The 14434-nt window shown below is 66.8% G+C and carries 12 protein-coding genes; 10 read left to right on the plus strand and 2 right to left on the minus strand.

Annotation, left to right across the window (positions count from 1 at the left end; translation table 11 throughout):
• Position 1 precedes the first annotated feature (1 nt).
• The 4 genes from AKL02_RS13635 to trpE all read left to right on the plus strand — a co-directional run bounded on the left by AKL02_RS13635 (position 2) and on the right by trpE (position 5243).
• A complete protein-coding gene (locus tag AKL02_RS13635; RefSeq protein ID WP_083078133.1) occupies positions 2-520 on the plus strand; it encodes a DUF2127 domain-containing protein in 519 nt (172 codons plus the stop codon).
• A gap of 111 nt (positions 521-631) precedes the next feature.
• Complete coding sequence (locus AKL02_RS13640) at positions 632-1813, plus strand: aminotransferase (RefSeq protein WP_083078134.1); 1182 nt, start codon at positions 632-634, stop codon at positions 1811-1813.
• A 65-nt stretch (positions 1814-1878) separates the two neighbouring features.
• A complete protein-coding gene (locus AKL02_RS13645) occupies positions 1879-3720 on the plus strand; it encodes a SurA N-terminal domain-containing protein (protein WP_083078135.1) in 1842 nt (613 codons plus the stop codon).
• An 11-nt stretch (positions 3721-3731) separates the two neighbouring features.
• On the plus strand, positions 3732-5243 hold the full coding sequence (gene trpE, locus AKL02_RS13650; RefSeq protein WP_078542842.1) for an anthranilate synthase component I: 1512 nt from the start codon (positions 3732-3734) through the stop codon (positions 5241-5243).
• Positions 5244-5279: 36 nt separating this feature from the next.
• On the opposite strand, the gene AKL02_RS13655 is transcribed toward trpE, so the two are convergent.
• The gene (locus AKL02_RS13655) at positions 5280-7061 is read right to left on the minus strand and encodes a divergent polysaccharide deacetylase family protein (protein ID WP_083078136.1); all 1782 of its coding nucleotides are present in this window, start codon (positions 7059-7061) and stop codon (positions 5280-5282) included.
• Positions 7062-7242: 181 nt separating this feature from the next.
• Here AKL02_RS13655 and AKL02_RS13660 point away from each other — a divergent pair, with 181 nt between their 5' ends.
• The 6 genes from AKL02_RS13660 (at position 7243) to lexA (ending at position 12138) form a co-directional block, all read left to right on the plus strand.
• Positions 7243-7836, plus strand: a complete 594-nt coding sequence (locus AKL02_RS13660) for an anthranilate synthase component II (protein WP_083078137.1) — start codon at positions 7243-7245, stop codon at positions 7834-7836.
• Between the two features lie 8 nt (positions 7837-7844).
• Positions 7845-8867, plus strand: a complete 1023-nt coding sequence (trpD, locus tag AKL02_RS13665) for an anthranilate phosphoribosyltransferase (RefSeq protein ID WP_083078208.1) — start codon at positions 7845-7847, stop codon at positions 8865-8867.
• Positions 8864-9661: an indole-3-glycerol phosphate synthase TrpC gene (trpC, locus tag AKL02_RS13670; protein WP_083078138.1), complete on the plus strand. Its 798-nt coding sequence runs from the start codon at positions 8864-8866 to the stop codon at positions 9659-9661. Before trpD ends, trpC begins: the two co-directional genes overlap by 4 nt.
• Complete coding sequence (moaC, locus tag AKL02_RS13675) at positions 9658-10143, plus strand: cyclic pyranopterin monophosphate synthase MoaC (protein WP_083078139.1); 486 nt, start codon at positions 9658-9660, stop codon at positions 10141-10143. The genes trpC and moaC overlap by 4 nt, the downstream gene beginning before the upstream one ends.
• A 2-nt stretch (positions 10144-10145) precedes the next feature.
• Positions 10146-11330 carry a molybdopterin molybdotransferase MoeA gene (locus AKL02_RS13680; protein WP_083078209.1) on the plus strand — a complete coding sequence of 395 codons (1185 nt, stop codon included), beginning with the start codon at positions 10146-10148 and terminating at the stop codon, positions 11328-11330.
• 91 nt (positions 11331-11421) lie between these two features.
• Positions 11422-12138 carry a transcriptional repressor LexA gene (gene lexA, locus AKL02_RS13685; protein WP_078547774.1) on the plus strand — a complete coding sequence of 239 codons (717 nt, stop codon included), beginning with the start codon at positions 11422-11424 and terminating at the stop codon, positions 12136-12138.
• A gap of 109 nt (positions 12139-12247) precedes the next feature.
• On the opposite strand, the gene AKL02_RS13690 is transcribed toward lexA, so the two are convergent.
• Positions 12248-14371, minus strand: a complete 2124-nt coding sequence (locus tag AKL02_RS13690) for a ComEC/Rec2 family competence protein (protein WP_083078140.1) — start codon at positions 14369-14371, stop codon at positions 12248-12250.
• Positions 14372-14434 lie beyond the last annotated feature (63 nt).

Raw genomic sequence — 14434 nt, forward strand, 5'->3', positions numbered from 1 at the left:
GGTGAAATTCGGCGCCCCCGGAACCCCTCTGGGTCGGTTCCTGCACTGGCTCTTCGAGGTCAGCCTGATCATCAAGGCAATCTTCGAGATCGCCGAAACGCTGTCTGGCCTCGCGCTGCTCGGCCTGCCGAAGAATGCGCTGTTCGATGCGGCGCATTGGCTGACCGCGCGCGAGCTGCGCGAGGATCCCAATGACCGGATCGCCAACGCATTCCTGAACGCGGCCCATCACTTCTCGATCCAGACGCAGGATTTCTACGGCTTCTATTTCACCAGCCACGGCTTGCTGAAACTTGTCGTCGTGCTGCTGCTGATCCGCGGGCTGATCTGGGCCTATCCGATGGCGATCGTGATGATGACGGGCTTCGTGGCCTACCAGATGTATCTCTATAGCCTTAACCATGGCGCGGGCATGCTGGCGCTGACGGTGCTGGATCTCGTGGTGATCGCGCTGACCCTGCGCGAATGGTCGGTGCGCCACAGCTTTGCCTGGCGCAAGCCCCGTGAGGGACGCAGCTAGGGAAGCGCAACCCCCTTCTTCTCGATCCAAATATCCCCGCCGGAGGCTCCCGCCTCTTGCCAAGCGCGCGGCGCTCTGCTGATCTCGCGCCGATCATCCAGAAGGACCCCCATGCCGCATCCGCTCAATCCCGCCCTCGCCGCAACCTTCCCGCCCCCGGTCATGGAGGCGCGGCGCTGGCTCGACGGGGTCGAGTTCACCGCCGATCGTCCGCTGATCAACGTCTCTCAGGCAGCCCCTGTCGATCCGCCGCCAGAGGCGCTGCGCCAAGCGATCGCCGAGGCCGCGCTGAACGATCCGCAGGCGCATCTCTACGGCCCCGTTCTGGGCCTGCCCGATCTGCGTGCCGAACTCGCGCATCAATGGGGCCTCGCCTATGGCGGCGAGATCGCCGCGCGTCAGGTCGCAATCACCCAAGGCTGCAATCAGGCGTTCTGCGCGACGCTGGCCACGCTCGCAGGCCCGGGCGACGAGGTGATCCTGCCGACGCCTTGGTATTTCAATCACAAGATGTGGCTCGACATGGCGGGCGTGCACACGGTGCCGCTCGCCCCCGGCGCGGGGCTACTGCCCGATCCCGAGGAGGCCGCCGCGAAGATCACCGGCAAGACCCGGGCGATCGTGCTCGTCTCGCCCAACAATCCGGGCGGGGCGGAATATCCGGCCGAATTGCTGCGCGCCTTCGCCGATCTGGCCAAGCGGCACAAGCTCGCGCTGATCGTGGACGAGACCTATCGCGACTTCGACTCGCGTAGCGGCGCGCCGCATGACCTGTTCTCGGATCCCGACTGGCCGGACTATTTCATCCATCTCTATTCCTTCTCGAAAGCCTATCGCCTGACGGGCCACCGCGTCGGCGCCATCGTCGCGGGCGAGACACGCCTCGCCGAGGTCGAGAAATTCCTCGACACGGTGGCGATCTGCCCCTCGCAGCTGGGCCAGATGGCCGCGCTTTGGGGCATGCTGCACCTGTCGCAATGGGTCGCAGGCGAGCGCGCGGAAATCCTGCGCCGGCGCGCGGCGATGGAGGCCGCCTTCGCCGATCTGGAAGGCTGGAAGATGCTCGGCTGCGGGGCCTATTTCGCCTATGTGACGCATCCCGATCCCCGCCCCTCTCCTGATTTCGCACAGGCTCTGGTGCGCGAGGCGGGCGTGCTGATGCTGCCCGGTACGATGTTCATGCCGCAAGGCGCAAACGGGGCCGCGCAGCAGATGCGGATCGCATTCGCCAATGTCGATACGGACGGGATCGCGGCCCTTCGCGACCGGCTGGCGGGCCTCGCGCGCAGCTAGCCTTGCAGGCCAGTAATCAAAGCCCTAAACAGCGCCCAACAAACAATGCCCGAGGAGGACCCCCGATGAAGATGCGCAGCCACGGCAAGAGTGTCGTCGTCTGGATCTTGCTGGCCATGTTGATCCTTGGTCTCGGCGGTTTCGGGCTACGCAATTTCTCCGGTTCGGCCAAAGCGGTCGGCGCGGTCGGCGACACCAAGATCACCGTCGACGATTACGCCCGCGCCCTGCGTCAGGAGATGCAGCAACGCAGCCAGCAGCTTGGCCAGCCGGTCACGATGGCGCAGATGCGCTCCTCCGGCGTCGACCAGCAGGTGCTGGGCAAGCTGATCGGTCAGGCCGCGATCGGCGAAGGCGCGCGGCGTCTTGGCGTGTCGGTTGGCGACCAGCAGTTGCAAAAGCAGCTCTACGACGTTCAGGCGTTCCAGAACGCTTCGGGCAAGTTCGACCGCGAAACCTATAAATTCGCGCTGCGCCAGCAGGGCTATACCGAGCCGCAATTCGAGGCGCAGCTGCGCGACGATCTCTCGCGCTCGATCATTCAGGGCGCCGTTGCAGGGGGCGTGGATGCGCCCAAGCCGGTGGTCGACGCCTATACCAAATATGTCAGCGAGAAGCGCGGCTTCACCTGGGCCGAGGTAAGCGAGAGCGATCTGACCAAGGCGATCCCGGACCCGACGGACGATCAGCTTCAGACCTATTACAACGACCATATCGATCAGTTCACCGCGCCCCAGACGCGCGACATCACCTATGCGTGGCTGACCCCGGACATGCTTGCCGACAAGGTCAAGATCGACGACGCCACGCTGAAGGCCGAATACGAGCGCCGCGCCGATGAGTTCAAGCAGCCCGAGAAGCGCCTTGTGGAGCGTCTCGTCTATTCCGACATGGACGCAGCCAAGGCCGCGAAAGCCAAGCTGGATGGCGGCGCAACCTTCGCCGATCTCGCCAAGGATCGCGGTCTGTCGCTCGACGATGCCGATCTGGGGGATGTGACCCGCGACGATCTGGGCAAGGCCGCCGATCCGGTCTTCTCGGCTGAGAACAACAGCGTGGTCGGCCCCGTCGAGACCGATCTGGGTCCCGCCCTGTTCAAGGTGAACGGCATCATCGATGCGCAGGAAACCTCCTTTGCCGAAGCGCGCGACGAACTCGCGGGCGATGCCGAAGCCGAGAAGGCGCGCAACGAGATCGGCAAGATGAGCGAAGACCTGCAGGACCGTCTGGCAGGCGGCGCGACGCTCGAGGAGATGGCCAAGGAAACCGATATGGAGCTTGGCCAGATCGCCTACACCGCCGACAGCACCGACGGCATCGCGGGCTATGACGAGTTCCGCAAAGCGGCCGACGAGGCCACGACCGACGCCTATCCCGATCTGCAGACGCTTTCGGATGGCGGCGTCTTCGCGCTGCGCCTCAACAAGATCGTGCCGCCCCAGCCCAAGCCCTTCGCCGATGTGAAGGAGGAGGTCGCGGCGGCATGGCGCGCCGATCAGGTGGTGAAAGCCGAAGAGGACCGCGCCAAGGAGATCGTCTCGACGGTCGAGGGCGGCAAGTCGCTGGGCGAGACCGGCGTACTGACCACCAAGGTCGCAAGCATCGGTCGTGGCGGCTATTCCGACGAACTGCCGCCGCCGGTGATCTCCAAGGTCTTCAAGACCGAGCCGGGCAAGCCCGCGCAGATCACCGCCAACGGCAAGGTCTATGTCTTCGTCACCGACAAGGTCATCCCGGCGGATATGGAAGACTCGGACACCAAGCTGATCTCGGGTCAGATCGGCACCCAGCTGTCGAACTCGCTGGCCAACGACCTGCTCAATTTCTACGCGACCGCCGTGGAGTCGGAGGCCGGGCTCGATCTCGACAACCAGACCGTGACCGCCGTGCAGTCGCAGATGCAGTAAGGAGGCCCACCGTGGTCGCTCTCTCCCCCTCTTTCGAGGCGTTCGAGGAACGCTGGGCCAAGGGTGAAAACCAGTTGGTCTACGCGCGGCTCGCGGCCGATCTGGACACGCCGGTCTCGCTGATGCTCAAGCTCGCCGAGGCGCAGCCCAATTCCTTCATGCTGGAATCGGTGACCGGCGGCGAGGTGCGCGGGCGCTACTCGATCGTCGGCATGAAGCCTGACGTGATCTGGGAATGCCGGGGCGAGCAGGCGCGGATCAACCGCTCGGCGCGCTTCGACGAGGCGTGGGAAGACCTTCCGGGCCACCCGTTCGACAGCCTGCGCGCCCTCATCGCGGAGAGCCGCATCGAGATGCCCGACGATCTGCCCGCGGCGGCGGCGGGTCTGTTCGGCTATCTCGGCTATGACACGATCCGTCTGGTCGAGAAGCTGCCGAACGTGAACCCCGATCCGCTGGGCGTGCCCGACGCGATGCTGCTGCGCCCGTCGGTCGTGGCCGTACTCGACGGGGTAAAGGGCGACGTGATCATCTGCGCGCCCGCATTCCAGGCCGAGGGTAAGTCCGCGCGCGCGGCCTATGCGCAGGCCGCCGAGCGAGTCTCGGATGCGCTGCGCGATCTCGACCGCACCCCGGTGGAGAGCCGCGATCTGGGCGAGAGTCTGCAGGTCGGCGAGATGCATTCGAACTTCACGAAAGAGGGCTACATGTCCGCCGTGGAGAAGGCGAAGGATTACATCCGCGCGGGCGACATCTTCCAGGTGGTCCCGGCACAGCGCTGGTCGGCACATTTCCCGCTGCCGCCCTTCGCGCTTTACCGTTCGCTGCGGCGCACCAACCCCTCGCCTTTCATGTTCTTCCTGAACTTCGGGGGCTTCCAGATCGTGGGCGCTTCGCCCGAGATTCTCGTGCGCGTGCGCGAAGGCGAGGTGACGATCCGCCCGATCGCGGGCACCCGTCCGCGCGGGGCGACCCCTGCCGAGGACAAGGCGCTGGAAGAGGACCTGCTGGCCGACAAGAAAGAGCTGGCCGAGCACCTGATGCTGCTAGATCTGGGCCGCAATGATGTGGGGCGTGTCGCCAAGATCGGCTCGGTCCACCCGACCGAGAAATTCATCATCGAGCGCTACAGCCACGTCATGCATATCGTCTCGAACGTCGTGGGCGAGCTGGCCGACGATCAGGACGCGCTCTCGGCGCTGCTGGCGGGTCTGCCCGCGGGCACGGTATCCGGCGCGCCCAAGGTTCGCGCGATGGAGATCATCGACGAGCTGGAGCCGGAAAAACGCGGCATCTATGGCGGCGCTGTGGGCTATTTCGCGGCCAATGGCGAGATGGACATGTGCATCGCGCTGCGCACCGCCGTGGTGAAGGACAAGACGCTCTACATTCAGGCAGGCGGCGGCGTCGTCTATGACAGCGACCCCGAGGCCGAATGGATGGAGACGGTCAACAAGTCCAAGGCGCTGCGCAAGGCAGCCGAGGATGCGGGGTTGTTCGTGGCGACACGCGGCAACGGCTGAGCCAGCCGCCTTTTCCCAAGCTTTGAGAACGCGGGCTTACTGGCCCGCGTTTTCCATTTTCGGCTCGGTGTCCGGAGTGCCAGCCGCCACGCTGTCGAGCGCCAGCGCAGAAACCGGGGTCAGCGTCACCTTGTTCTGCGCATCGACATACCAGTCCTCGATCCCCTGAACCGATTCCGGCCAGGCCGAGAGCATCACCACCACCGAACCGTTGCGCTCCGCCTCGAAATCAGCGCGCGCCAGCATCCGCGAGATCACGGCAGCCTTCTCGCGCCCGTCATCGATCACCCGCCAGACCTGTGCGCGCGGCAGATCGGCGGAGGTCGCGATCTGGTTGGCGCTGTCGAAGCCTTTCTTCTGGGTGACCACTCCCAGCCCGCCGCGGCTGAGCGCCGAGATCATCTGGCGCGCAAGCGGGCGGTTGTTCTGGAATTGCGGCTGCGGCGGCTCCACGACGGCGACCGCCTCGGGGATCACGTGACGCCAGGCCTCGAGCGCCACCTCGACATCCTCGGGCGCGGCGTTCGCGGGCAGTCCGGCTGCGAGGATCGCGACCTCGAACCCCGCCGCGCGGAAGGCTTTCGCATCGTCGGCCGCGCCGTCGCGGGTCGGATCGATCGCGATGGTCATCGGCAGATCGCTCGCCGTGATCGTCGCCGGGTCGAGCCCGCCCGCCGCCACGCCCGGATCGATCAGCACGAGCGAGATTTGCGGCTTGTCGCTGATCGGTGCGGGGGCTGCGAATTTCTGGATCGGGTTCAGATCGGCTGCATCGACCGCCGCGACCTCGGGCATGTCCTGCGCGGACTGCGCGTCGGAGCCCTCCTCCGTCGAAGGCGCGGTCGAAGGCGTCACTTGCGGCAGGCGATCCACCACCACACCGGGCGCGGATTTGAACCCACCCATCGGCTTGCCCGGCATCGACGGGGCTTCCTGCAACGAAAAGACGCGCGGCTTGATCGGGGCCGCATCCCCAGCTTGCGGAAGGGCGCGCCCGGCGGGCAGGTCCGGGCTTGCGGCCGGATCGCTTGAGATCTCGGGCTTGTCGGCCTGCGCGGTGTCGATGCCCTCGCCCTCGGGCGGCAACTGATCCGGCGCGGGCATATCACCGAGCGACGGGGCCGCTTGGGGCGCCGCCTCGGGGGGCGTGATCTCGGCCTCGGGCAGTGCGGGCATCTCATTCGCCGCGACGGTCGTTTCGCCCTCATCCGCAGGCGGTGTCGCTTGCTCGGGCGCTTTCGGCGGCTGCAAGGTCACGTCGGGCAGCGCGGGCATTTCGGCTGCGGGCGCAGTTTCAGCGGTCTGCTCCGGCTGCGCTTCGGGCGCGGGCGCAGCGGCAACCTCGGGCGTGGCATCGGGCGCGGGCGCGCCTTGCAAAGAGGCAGGCGGGGCGCTGTCGGGTTGGGCCCCTGCCTCCGGCGCGACCGGCTCTGCGAGCGCCACGGCCTCCCCGTCCGCCTCGGGACGCGGTTCGGCCATGTCGGTCGCCATCTCCGGGCGTGCGGCGCTTTGGATTTCGTCGGCACTGGGCGGCGCGAGGCTCGGCTGCGGCTCGGACACGCGCGGCGTCTTGGTCGGCGCTGAAATCGGCGCCCCGTCCGGCGTCGGCATCGCGGGCGTGCGATCGGTCGCAGGGCGCGAGAAATCGGAGCCCGCAGGCAGGTCCACATTCGCGGGTTCTTCGGGCGTCAGGCTTCCGGCGAGCTTGATCTCTGCGCCGGGCTCTTTCGGCGCCGGGAAGATCAACGACATCACGCCCGCACCAAGTACCGCGACCAGCAGACCGGCCAGTCCGCCCTTCATCACAGATCGCATCATTGCCTGCCTCCATCTTCACCGCTCTTGATGCGCGGCTTTTCCCGGGGACTGCCCTTGACCCCGACCCTTCGCTGATAGCATCTATAGCCCGACCCGTTCCCCGGTTCACCCCCCTTGATAAGCGCATCGGCGCTTGTGTGCGTGGGGGACGCCGGGGGCCAACAAACGAAAGGGCCCGGCCATGCTGCTGCTCATCGATAATTATGACAGCTTCACCTATAATTTGGTGCACTATTTTGGCGAGCTGGGCGCCGATGTGAAGGTCTGGCGTAACGACGCGCTGAACGTGCAAGACGCGATGGGCATGGGCGCCGAGGCGATCGTGCTGTCCCCCGGCCCCTGCGACCCCGATCAGGCGGGCATCTGCTTGCCGCTGGTGATGGCCGCGGCCGAGGCGAAACTGCCTCTGTTCGGCGTCTGCCTGGGGCATCAGACCATCGGTCAGGCCTTCGGCGGGAAAGTCGTGCGCGCCTCCGAGATCGTGCATGGCAAGATGGGCGAGATCCGCCACGAGGGCAAAGGCTGCTTCAAGGGCCTGCCCTCTCCGCTGAAAGCGACGCGCTACCACTCGCTGATCGTGGAGCGCGAGAGCCTGCCCGACTGCCTCGAGATCACCGCCGAGCTGGACGACAGCACGATCATGGGTCTGCGTCATCGCGAGCTGCCGATCGAGGGCGTGCAATTCCACCCGGAATCCATCGCCTCCGAGCATGGCCACGCAATGCTGAAGAATTTCCTGACAGAGGCAGGCGTCAGCCTGAAGGTGCCCGCATGAGCCAGCCGATGAGCGAAGCGATGAAGCCGCTGATCTTTGCGGCGTCCGAAGGTCCGCTGAGCCGCGCGCAGGCCGAAATGGCATTCCAGTTGCTGTTCGAAGGCGAAGCCTCGCCCGCACAGGTCGGCGGTTTGCTGATGGCGCTGCGGGCGCGCGGGGAATCCGTGTCGGAATATGCCGCCGCCGCCGCCGCGATGCGTGCGAAATGCGTGCCGGTCAATGCCCCCGAGGGCGCCATGGATATCGTGGGCACCGGCGGCGACGGGATGCACACGCTCAATATCTCGACGGCTGCGGCCTTCGTCGTGGCGGGCGCGGGCGTGCCGGTCGCGAAACACGGCAACCGCGCGGCCTCGTCGAAATCGGGCACGGCGGATGTGCAATCCGAGCTGGGCATCGACGTGATGGCCGGTCCCGAGGCGACCGAGCGCGGTCTGGCCGAGGCCAATATCGGCTTCATGATGGCGCAGATCCACCACCCCGCGATGCGCCACGTCATGCCGGTGCGTCAGGAACTGGGCTGCAAGACCATCTTCAACATCCTCGGCCCCCTGACCAACCCCGCGGGCGTGAAGCGGCAGCTGACCGGGGCTTTCGCGCCCGACCTGATCTTCCCGATGGCCGAGACGCTGCAGATGCTCGGCTCCGAGAAGGCATGGCTGGTGCATGGCTCGGACGGGACCGACGAGATCACCATTTGCGGCACGACCGAAGTCGCCGCGCTGGAGAACGGCCGCATCGAGTCGATCCAGATCCATCCCGAGGATGCGGGCCTGCCCGTGCACAAGTTCAAGGATCTGGTCGGCGGCACGGCGGCCGAGAACGCCACCGCCCTGCGCGCGCTGATGGATGGCGAGGCTTCGGCCTATCGCGACGCGGTGATCTTCAACGCCGCCGCCGCGCTTGTCGTGGCCGACAAGGTCGCGGATCTCAAATCCGGGGCTGAAATGGCCGCCGAGAGCATCGACAGCGGGAAGGCGAAGACGGCGCTGGAAACGCTGGCCCGCATCACCCAGGAGGTCGCCGGATGAGCACGATCCTCGACAAGATCAAAGCCTATAAGCTGGAAGAGATCAAAGCGGCCAAAGCCGCGCGCCCGCTGAGCGAAGTTGAAGCTCAGGCCAAGGCGCAGGCGCCCACGCGCGGTTTTGCCAACGCCCTGACTGCTAAGGCGGAAACGGGCTACGGGCTGATCGCCGAGATCAAGAAGGCCTCGCCCTCGAAAGGCCTGATCCGCCCCGATTTCGACCCGCCTTCGCTCGCGAAAGCCTATGAAGAGGGCGGCGCGGCTTGCCTGTCGGTGCTGACCGACACGCCCTCGTTCCAGGGCGCGCCGGAATTCCTGTCGGCGGCGCGCGCGGCCTGTTCGCTGCCCGCTTTGCGCAAGGATTTCCTCTATGACACCTATCAGGTCGCGGAAGCCCGTGCCTGGGGTGCCGATTGCATCCTGATCATCATGGCTTCGGTCGAGGATGATCTGGCCGCCGAGCTGGAAGACGCAGCCTTCGGCTGGGGCATGGATGTGCTCGTCGAAGTGCATGACATGGAAGAGACCGAACGCGCGCTCAAACATCTCAAATCGCCGCTTCTGGGCGTGAACAACCGCAACCTGAAGACCTTCGAGGTCACGCTCGACGTGACCCGCGAACTTGCGCCGAGCATCCTCGCCGAGGGCCGCGATCTGGTCTGCGAGAGCGGCATCTTCACCCGCGACGACATGGCCGCGATGGCCGAAGTCGGCGCGCGCCGCTTCCTGATCGGCGAGAGCCTGATGCGGCAGGACGATGTCGCGGGCGCCACCCGGACGCTTCTGGAGGTCGCATGAGCCTGTCGCATTTCGACAAGGACGGTCAGGCCCATATGGTCGACGTCTCCGATAAGGAGGTGACCGACCGCATCGCCGTGGCCGAGGGCCGCGTGGTGATGCTACCCGAGACGCTGGACTATGTCCTGAAGGGCACCGCGAAGAAGGGCGACGTTCTGGGCATCGCACGGATCGCGGGCATCATGGCCGCGAAGAAGACATCCGACCTGATCCCGCTCTGTCATCCCCTACCGATCACCAAGGTCACGCTCGATCTGGAGCCCGACGAGGCGCTGCCCGGCGTGCGCGTCCGTGCCACCGTGAAGACCTCGGGCCAGACCGGCGTCGAGATGGAGGCGCTGACAGCGGTCTCGGCGGCGGCGCTGACGGTCTATGACATGCTCAAGGCGGTCGAGAAATCCATGCAGATCGAGGGTATCCGCGTCGTGCTGAAAGACGGCGGGAAATCCGGCAAATACGAGGCCGAAGGGAGCGCATCATGAGCCTGTTGCCCGTCGAAGAGGCGCTGGAAAAGGTTCTGGCACTGGTCGAACCGCTGGGCACCGAACGCGTGAGCCTGCGCCACGCGCTTGGCCGTGTGATGGCGGAGCCCGCCACGGCGCAACTGACCCAGCCGCCCTTCTCGGGCTCGGCGATGGATGGCTACTGGATCGACGTGGCCGACCACCTGCCCGGCGCGACGCTCACCGTCGAGGGCGAGGCCGCCGCCGGTCGCGCCTATGACGGCACGCCGACTCCGGGCCAAGCCGTGCGCATCTTCACCGGCGCACCGGTGCCGGGCCCGAATGGCGTGGTCGTTCTGCAGGAGAACGTGACGCGTGAAGGCGATACGATCACCCTGCCGCAAGAGCTTGAAACCCATAACAATATCCGCCCCAAGGGTCAGGACTTCGCGCAGGGCGAGAGCTTCTGCCCCGACCGCCCGCTGACCGCGCGCGACCTCGGGCTGCTGGCCGCGATGAACGTGGCCGCGGTGGCCGTGCGCCGCCGCCCCATCGTCGCGATCATCGCCACGGGCGACGAGCTGGTGATGCCGGGCGAAGAGCCGGGGCCGGACCAGATCATCTGCTCCAACAGCTTCATCGTCGCGGCACTGGCCGAACGCATGGGCGCTGAGGTCCGCATGCTGCCGATCGCGCGCGACGACCGCGACAGCTTGCGCACCGTGTTCGACCTCGCGAAAGGCGCCGATCTGGTGGTGACCTCGGGCGGCGCCTCTGTCGGTGCGCATGATCTGGTGGGCGAAGTGGCCGGGGAGCTGGGGCTCGACCGCAGCTTCTGGAAGATCGCGATGCGTCCCGGCAAGCCCTTGATGGCGGGCCGGATGGGCGATGCGGCCATGCTGGGCCTGCCGGGCAACCCGGTCTCGGCCACGGTCTGCGCAGAGCTGTTCCTGCGCCCGATGCTGCGCAAGCTTTCGGGTCTGCCGCCGGAAAGCCGCGTGCAACAGGCGATCCTTGCGACCGATACCGGCCCGACCGGCCCGCGCACCCATTACATGCGCGCCACCCTCGCACCCGGCGATCCCCTGCCCCGCGTCACGCCCTTCGACAATCAGGACTCCGCGATGCTGAGCATCCTGTCGCAGGCCGATTGCCTGCTGATCCGACCCTTGGGCGACGGACCGCGCAAGGCAGGCGAGACGGTCGAGATCCTGCCGCTGGACTGAGCCGCCCCCGCCGCGGGCGTTGACAGGCCCCGTGAACAAGGGTAGAACAATCCTTGAACATGTGCCTTGACCGGGGAACGGAGGGTCGCGGATGCTGACGCGCAAGCAGCTGGAATTGCTGGAATTCATTCAAAAACGGATGATGAAGGACGGTGTTCCACCCTCTTTCGACGAGATGAAGGACGCGCTGGACCTGCGCTCGAAATCCGGCATCCACCGTTTGATTACCGCTCTGGAAGAACGTGGCTTCATCCGCCGCCTCGCCCATCGGGCCCGCGCGATCGAGATCGTGAAACTACCCGAGGCTCTGGAGAAGAAATTCGGCGCGCCCGCGGGCGACAGCGCTGGCAGCTTCGCGCCGCAGGTGATCGAGGGCGACAAGACCGACCCGCCGCGCGGCGCGATGCCGGTCGACGTGATCCACGCGCTGGAACTGCCGGTGATGGGCCGGATCGCCGCCGGTGTCCCGATCGAGGCGATCTCGGAAGTCTCGCATCACGTCGCCGTCCCCGGCTCCATGCTGAGCGGACGCGGAGAGCATTACGCGCTCGAAGTCAAAGGCGACTCGATGATCGAGGCGGGCATCAACGACGGCGATGTCGTGGTGATCCGCGAACAGGGCACCGCCGACAACGGCGATATCGTCGTCGCGCTTGTTGAGGGCCATGAGGCGACGCTGAAGCGCTTCTACCGTCGCAGCGGGATGATCGCGCTGGAAGCCGCGAACCCGGCCTATGAGACGCGGCTGCTGCGCGACGATCAGGTGAAGGTGCAGGGGCGGCTCGTCGGGCTGATCCGCAGCTACTGAGATTTGGTGAATTCCTGGGAAAGAGCGTCTTGCCGGGCGCTCTTTTTCGTATGTCGCGCCGGTTGCGTGGGCGGGAGCCTCCGGCGGGGATATTTGGAAAGAGCAAAGATCAGGGGCGCGTCCAGAGGCGGCGGCCTTTGATTTGCGCGGTCGTCGTGACTTCGCCCGTGGCGCTGATGGCGACAGCGCCAGTGCCGCGCAGGCGCGCCGCGTCCCACAGATCGCAAGGGCCCGTGGGGTGGTCGACCCTGGTGGAAATCACGACAATGCCGCCCTTCGCGCAAATCGCAGGCAGGGCCTCTTTTGCCGATTTTCCCGTGAGATGGGCGAGCGGGGCGCGTCGAAACTGCGCAATCCGCGCACCGCGTGGACCAGAGAAAGCAGGTCGCGCCGCGGCCTCGTCCAGCGTGGCCTCGTCGCCATCCGCTGCCAGCCAGCGTTCGGAGATGAACCCCGCACCCGGTTTCAACAGTGCCCGGCCCAGCGGCGTCATCAGACCGACCTGCTGCGCCTCGGGCGCGATCAGCAGCGCCGGACGCTCCGCCCCGGCGCGCAGCCAAATGGCGCCGCCCAGAAGGATCAGACCGATGCTCGCACTGCGCCCGGCCCCGCGCGTCAGGATCGCCCCCAACGCGCCAAGCGCAATCAAAGGGATCACCCACGGCCCCGGCTGGACGATCGCGAGAACCGAGCCGTCGAGGCCACTCACCCACTCCGCCACGCGCAAGATCCACGCTGTGCCTTGCCCCATCGCCCAAAGCGCGGGCCCGGCGAGACCGAGGGGCGCGAGCAGTGCTGCGAGCACGCCCATCGGCATGATCACGAGCCCCATTGCAGGCACCGCAAAGAGATTGGCCAGCACCCCGTATTCCGAAAGCCTGTGAAACTGCGCCGCCACGATCGGTGCGGTGGCCCCACCTGCGATGAGCGAGGTCGCAACCAGCATCAGCACCGGGCGCAGCAGGCGCGGCAGATGGCGCGCCGCGCGGGTCCACGGCCCCAGCGCCACGATCAGCGCGGTGGTCGCAGCGAAGGACATCTGGAAGCCGGGCTCGGTCAGGCTCTCGGGCTGCCAGATCATGAGGAGCGTCGCGGCGAGCGCGACGGTGCGCAGGCTCAGCGCACGCCGATCGAAGAGCACGGCAAGGAGCATGATCGACACCATGATCCAGGCACGTTGCGTCGAAATCGCAGGCCCCGCGAGCCAGAGGTAGCCGCTGGCCGCTATCAGCGCCGCAATGGCGGCCAGTTTCTTCGTAGGCCAGATCAGGGCGGGGCGCCCCGCCAGCGCCAGCCCGTAACGCACCAGACCGAAAACGAAGCCCGCTAGCATCCCCATATGCAGCCCGGAAATCGCGATCAGATGGGCGAGGCTGGAGCGGCGCATCACCTCGCGCGTGGCCTCGCTCAACCCGGAGCGGTCGCCCGTCATCAGCGCCGCCGCGACCGCGCCGGGCTGGCCCGCGATCCGCGCCTGGATCGCCGCCGAGAGCCGCATCCGCGCACGATGCGCCGCCATCGCCCAGTCGCCGGGATCGGGCGGCGCAATGCGCAGCACCGGCGCGCGGGTATAACCGATCGCGCCGAGGCGATCGAACCAAGCGGTGCGGCGAAAATCGTAATCCCTTGGGGCCGCTGGCGGCGGCGGGGGCGAGAGATTCGCCGTGAGCATGACCTGCGTGCCGGGCTCGGGGCTGAACTGACTTTGATCGCCATGCAGCGTCACGCGCACCCGCGCCGGGGTCTTGGCGGGGGGAATCCAGTCGATCCGCACTCGGTCCAGCGTCAGCCGGATCAGGTCGGAGCGCGCGCGATCGATCTTCACGATCCGCCCACTGACGGGGCCGTAATAGCGATATTGCAGCACCGGCGCCGCGACGAGATGGGCGCGCAGCCCCGCAAGCAACAGCCCCAGCGCCGCCAAGGCGATCAGCGCCGCAGGCACCCGGAGCCACGCCGCACCGCGCAGCCAAAGCGTCAGCGAGACCGCGCAGATTACGAGCGTGCTCAGGTAGATAGGCCATCCCGGCTCGATCCCGAGGGTGAAATACGCCCCGACCCCGACGCCGAGCGCCACCGGCATCCACAGGAAAAGCTGCGCGCGCGCCCGCGCCAGAGCGCCCAGCGGATCGGAGAGCCCCCCGAAGAGCGCCACGATCAAACGCGGAGCGCGGCCCGCGCCCGTCGCACCCTCCGCCTGCGCCCAGTCCCCGGGTTCGGCATTGATCGCCATGCTTGTCCTCGGCCCCGTCCCTGCTTATGCATCGAGCCGAGAAAGCCTATGCGCTTGATGGTT

The sequence above is a fragment of the Thioclava electrotropha genome (genome assembly GCF_002085925.2).
Classification (GTDB): Bacteria; Pseudomonadota; Alphaproteobacteria; order Rhodobacterales; family Rhodobacteraceae; genus Thioclava; species Thioclava electrotropha.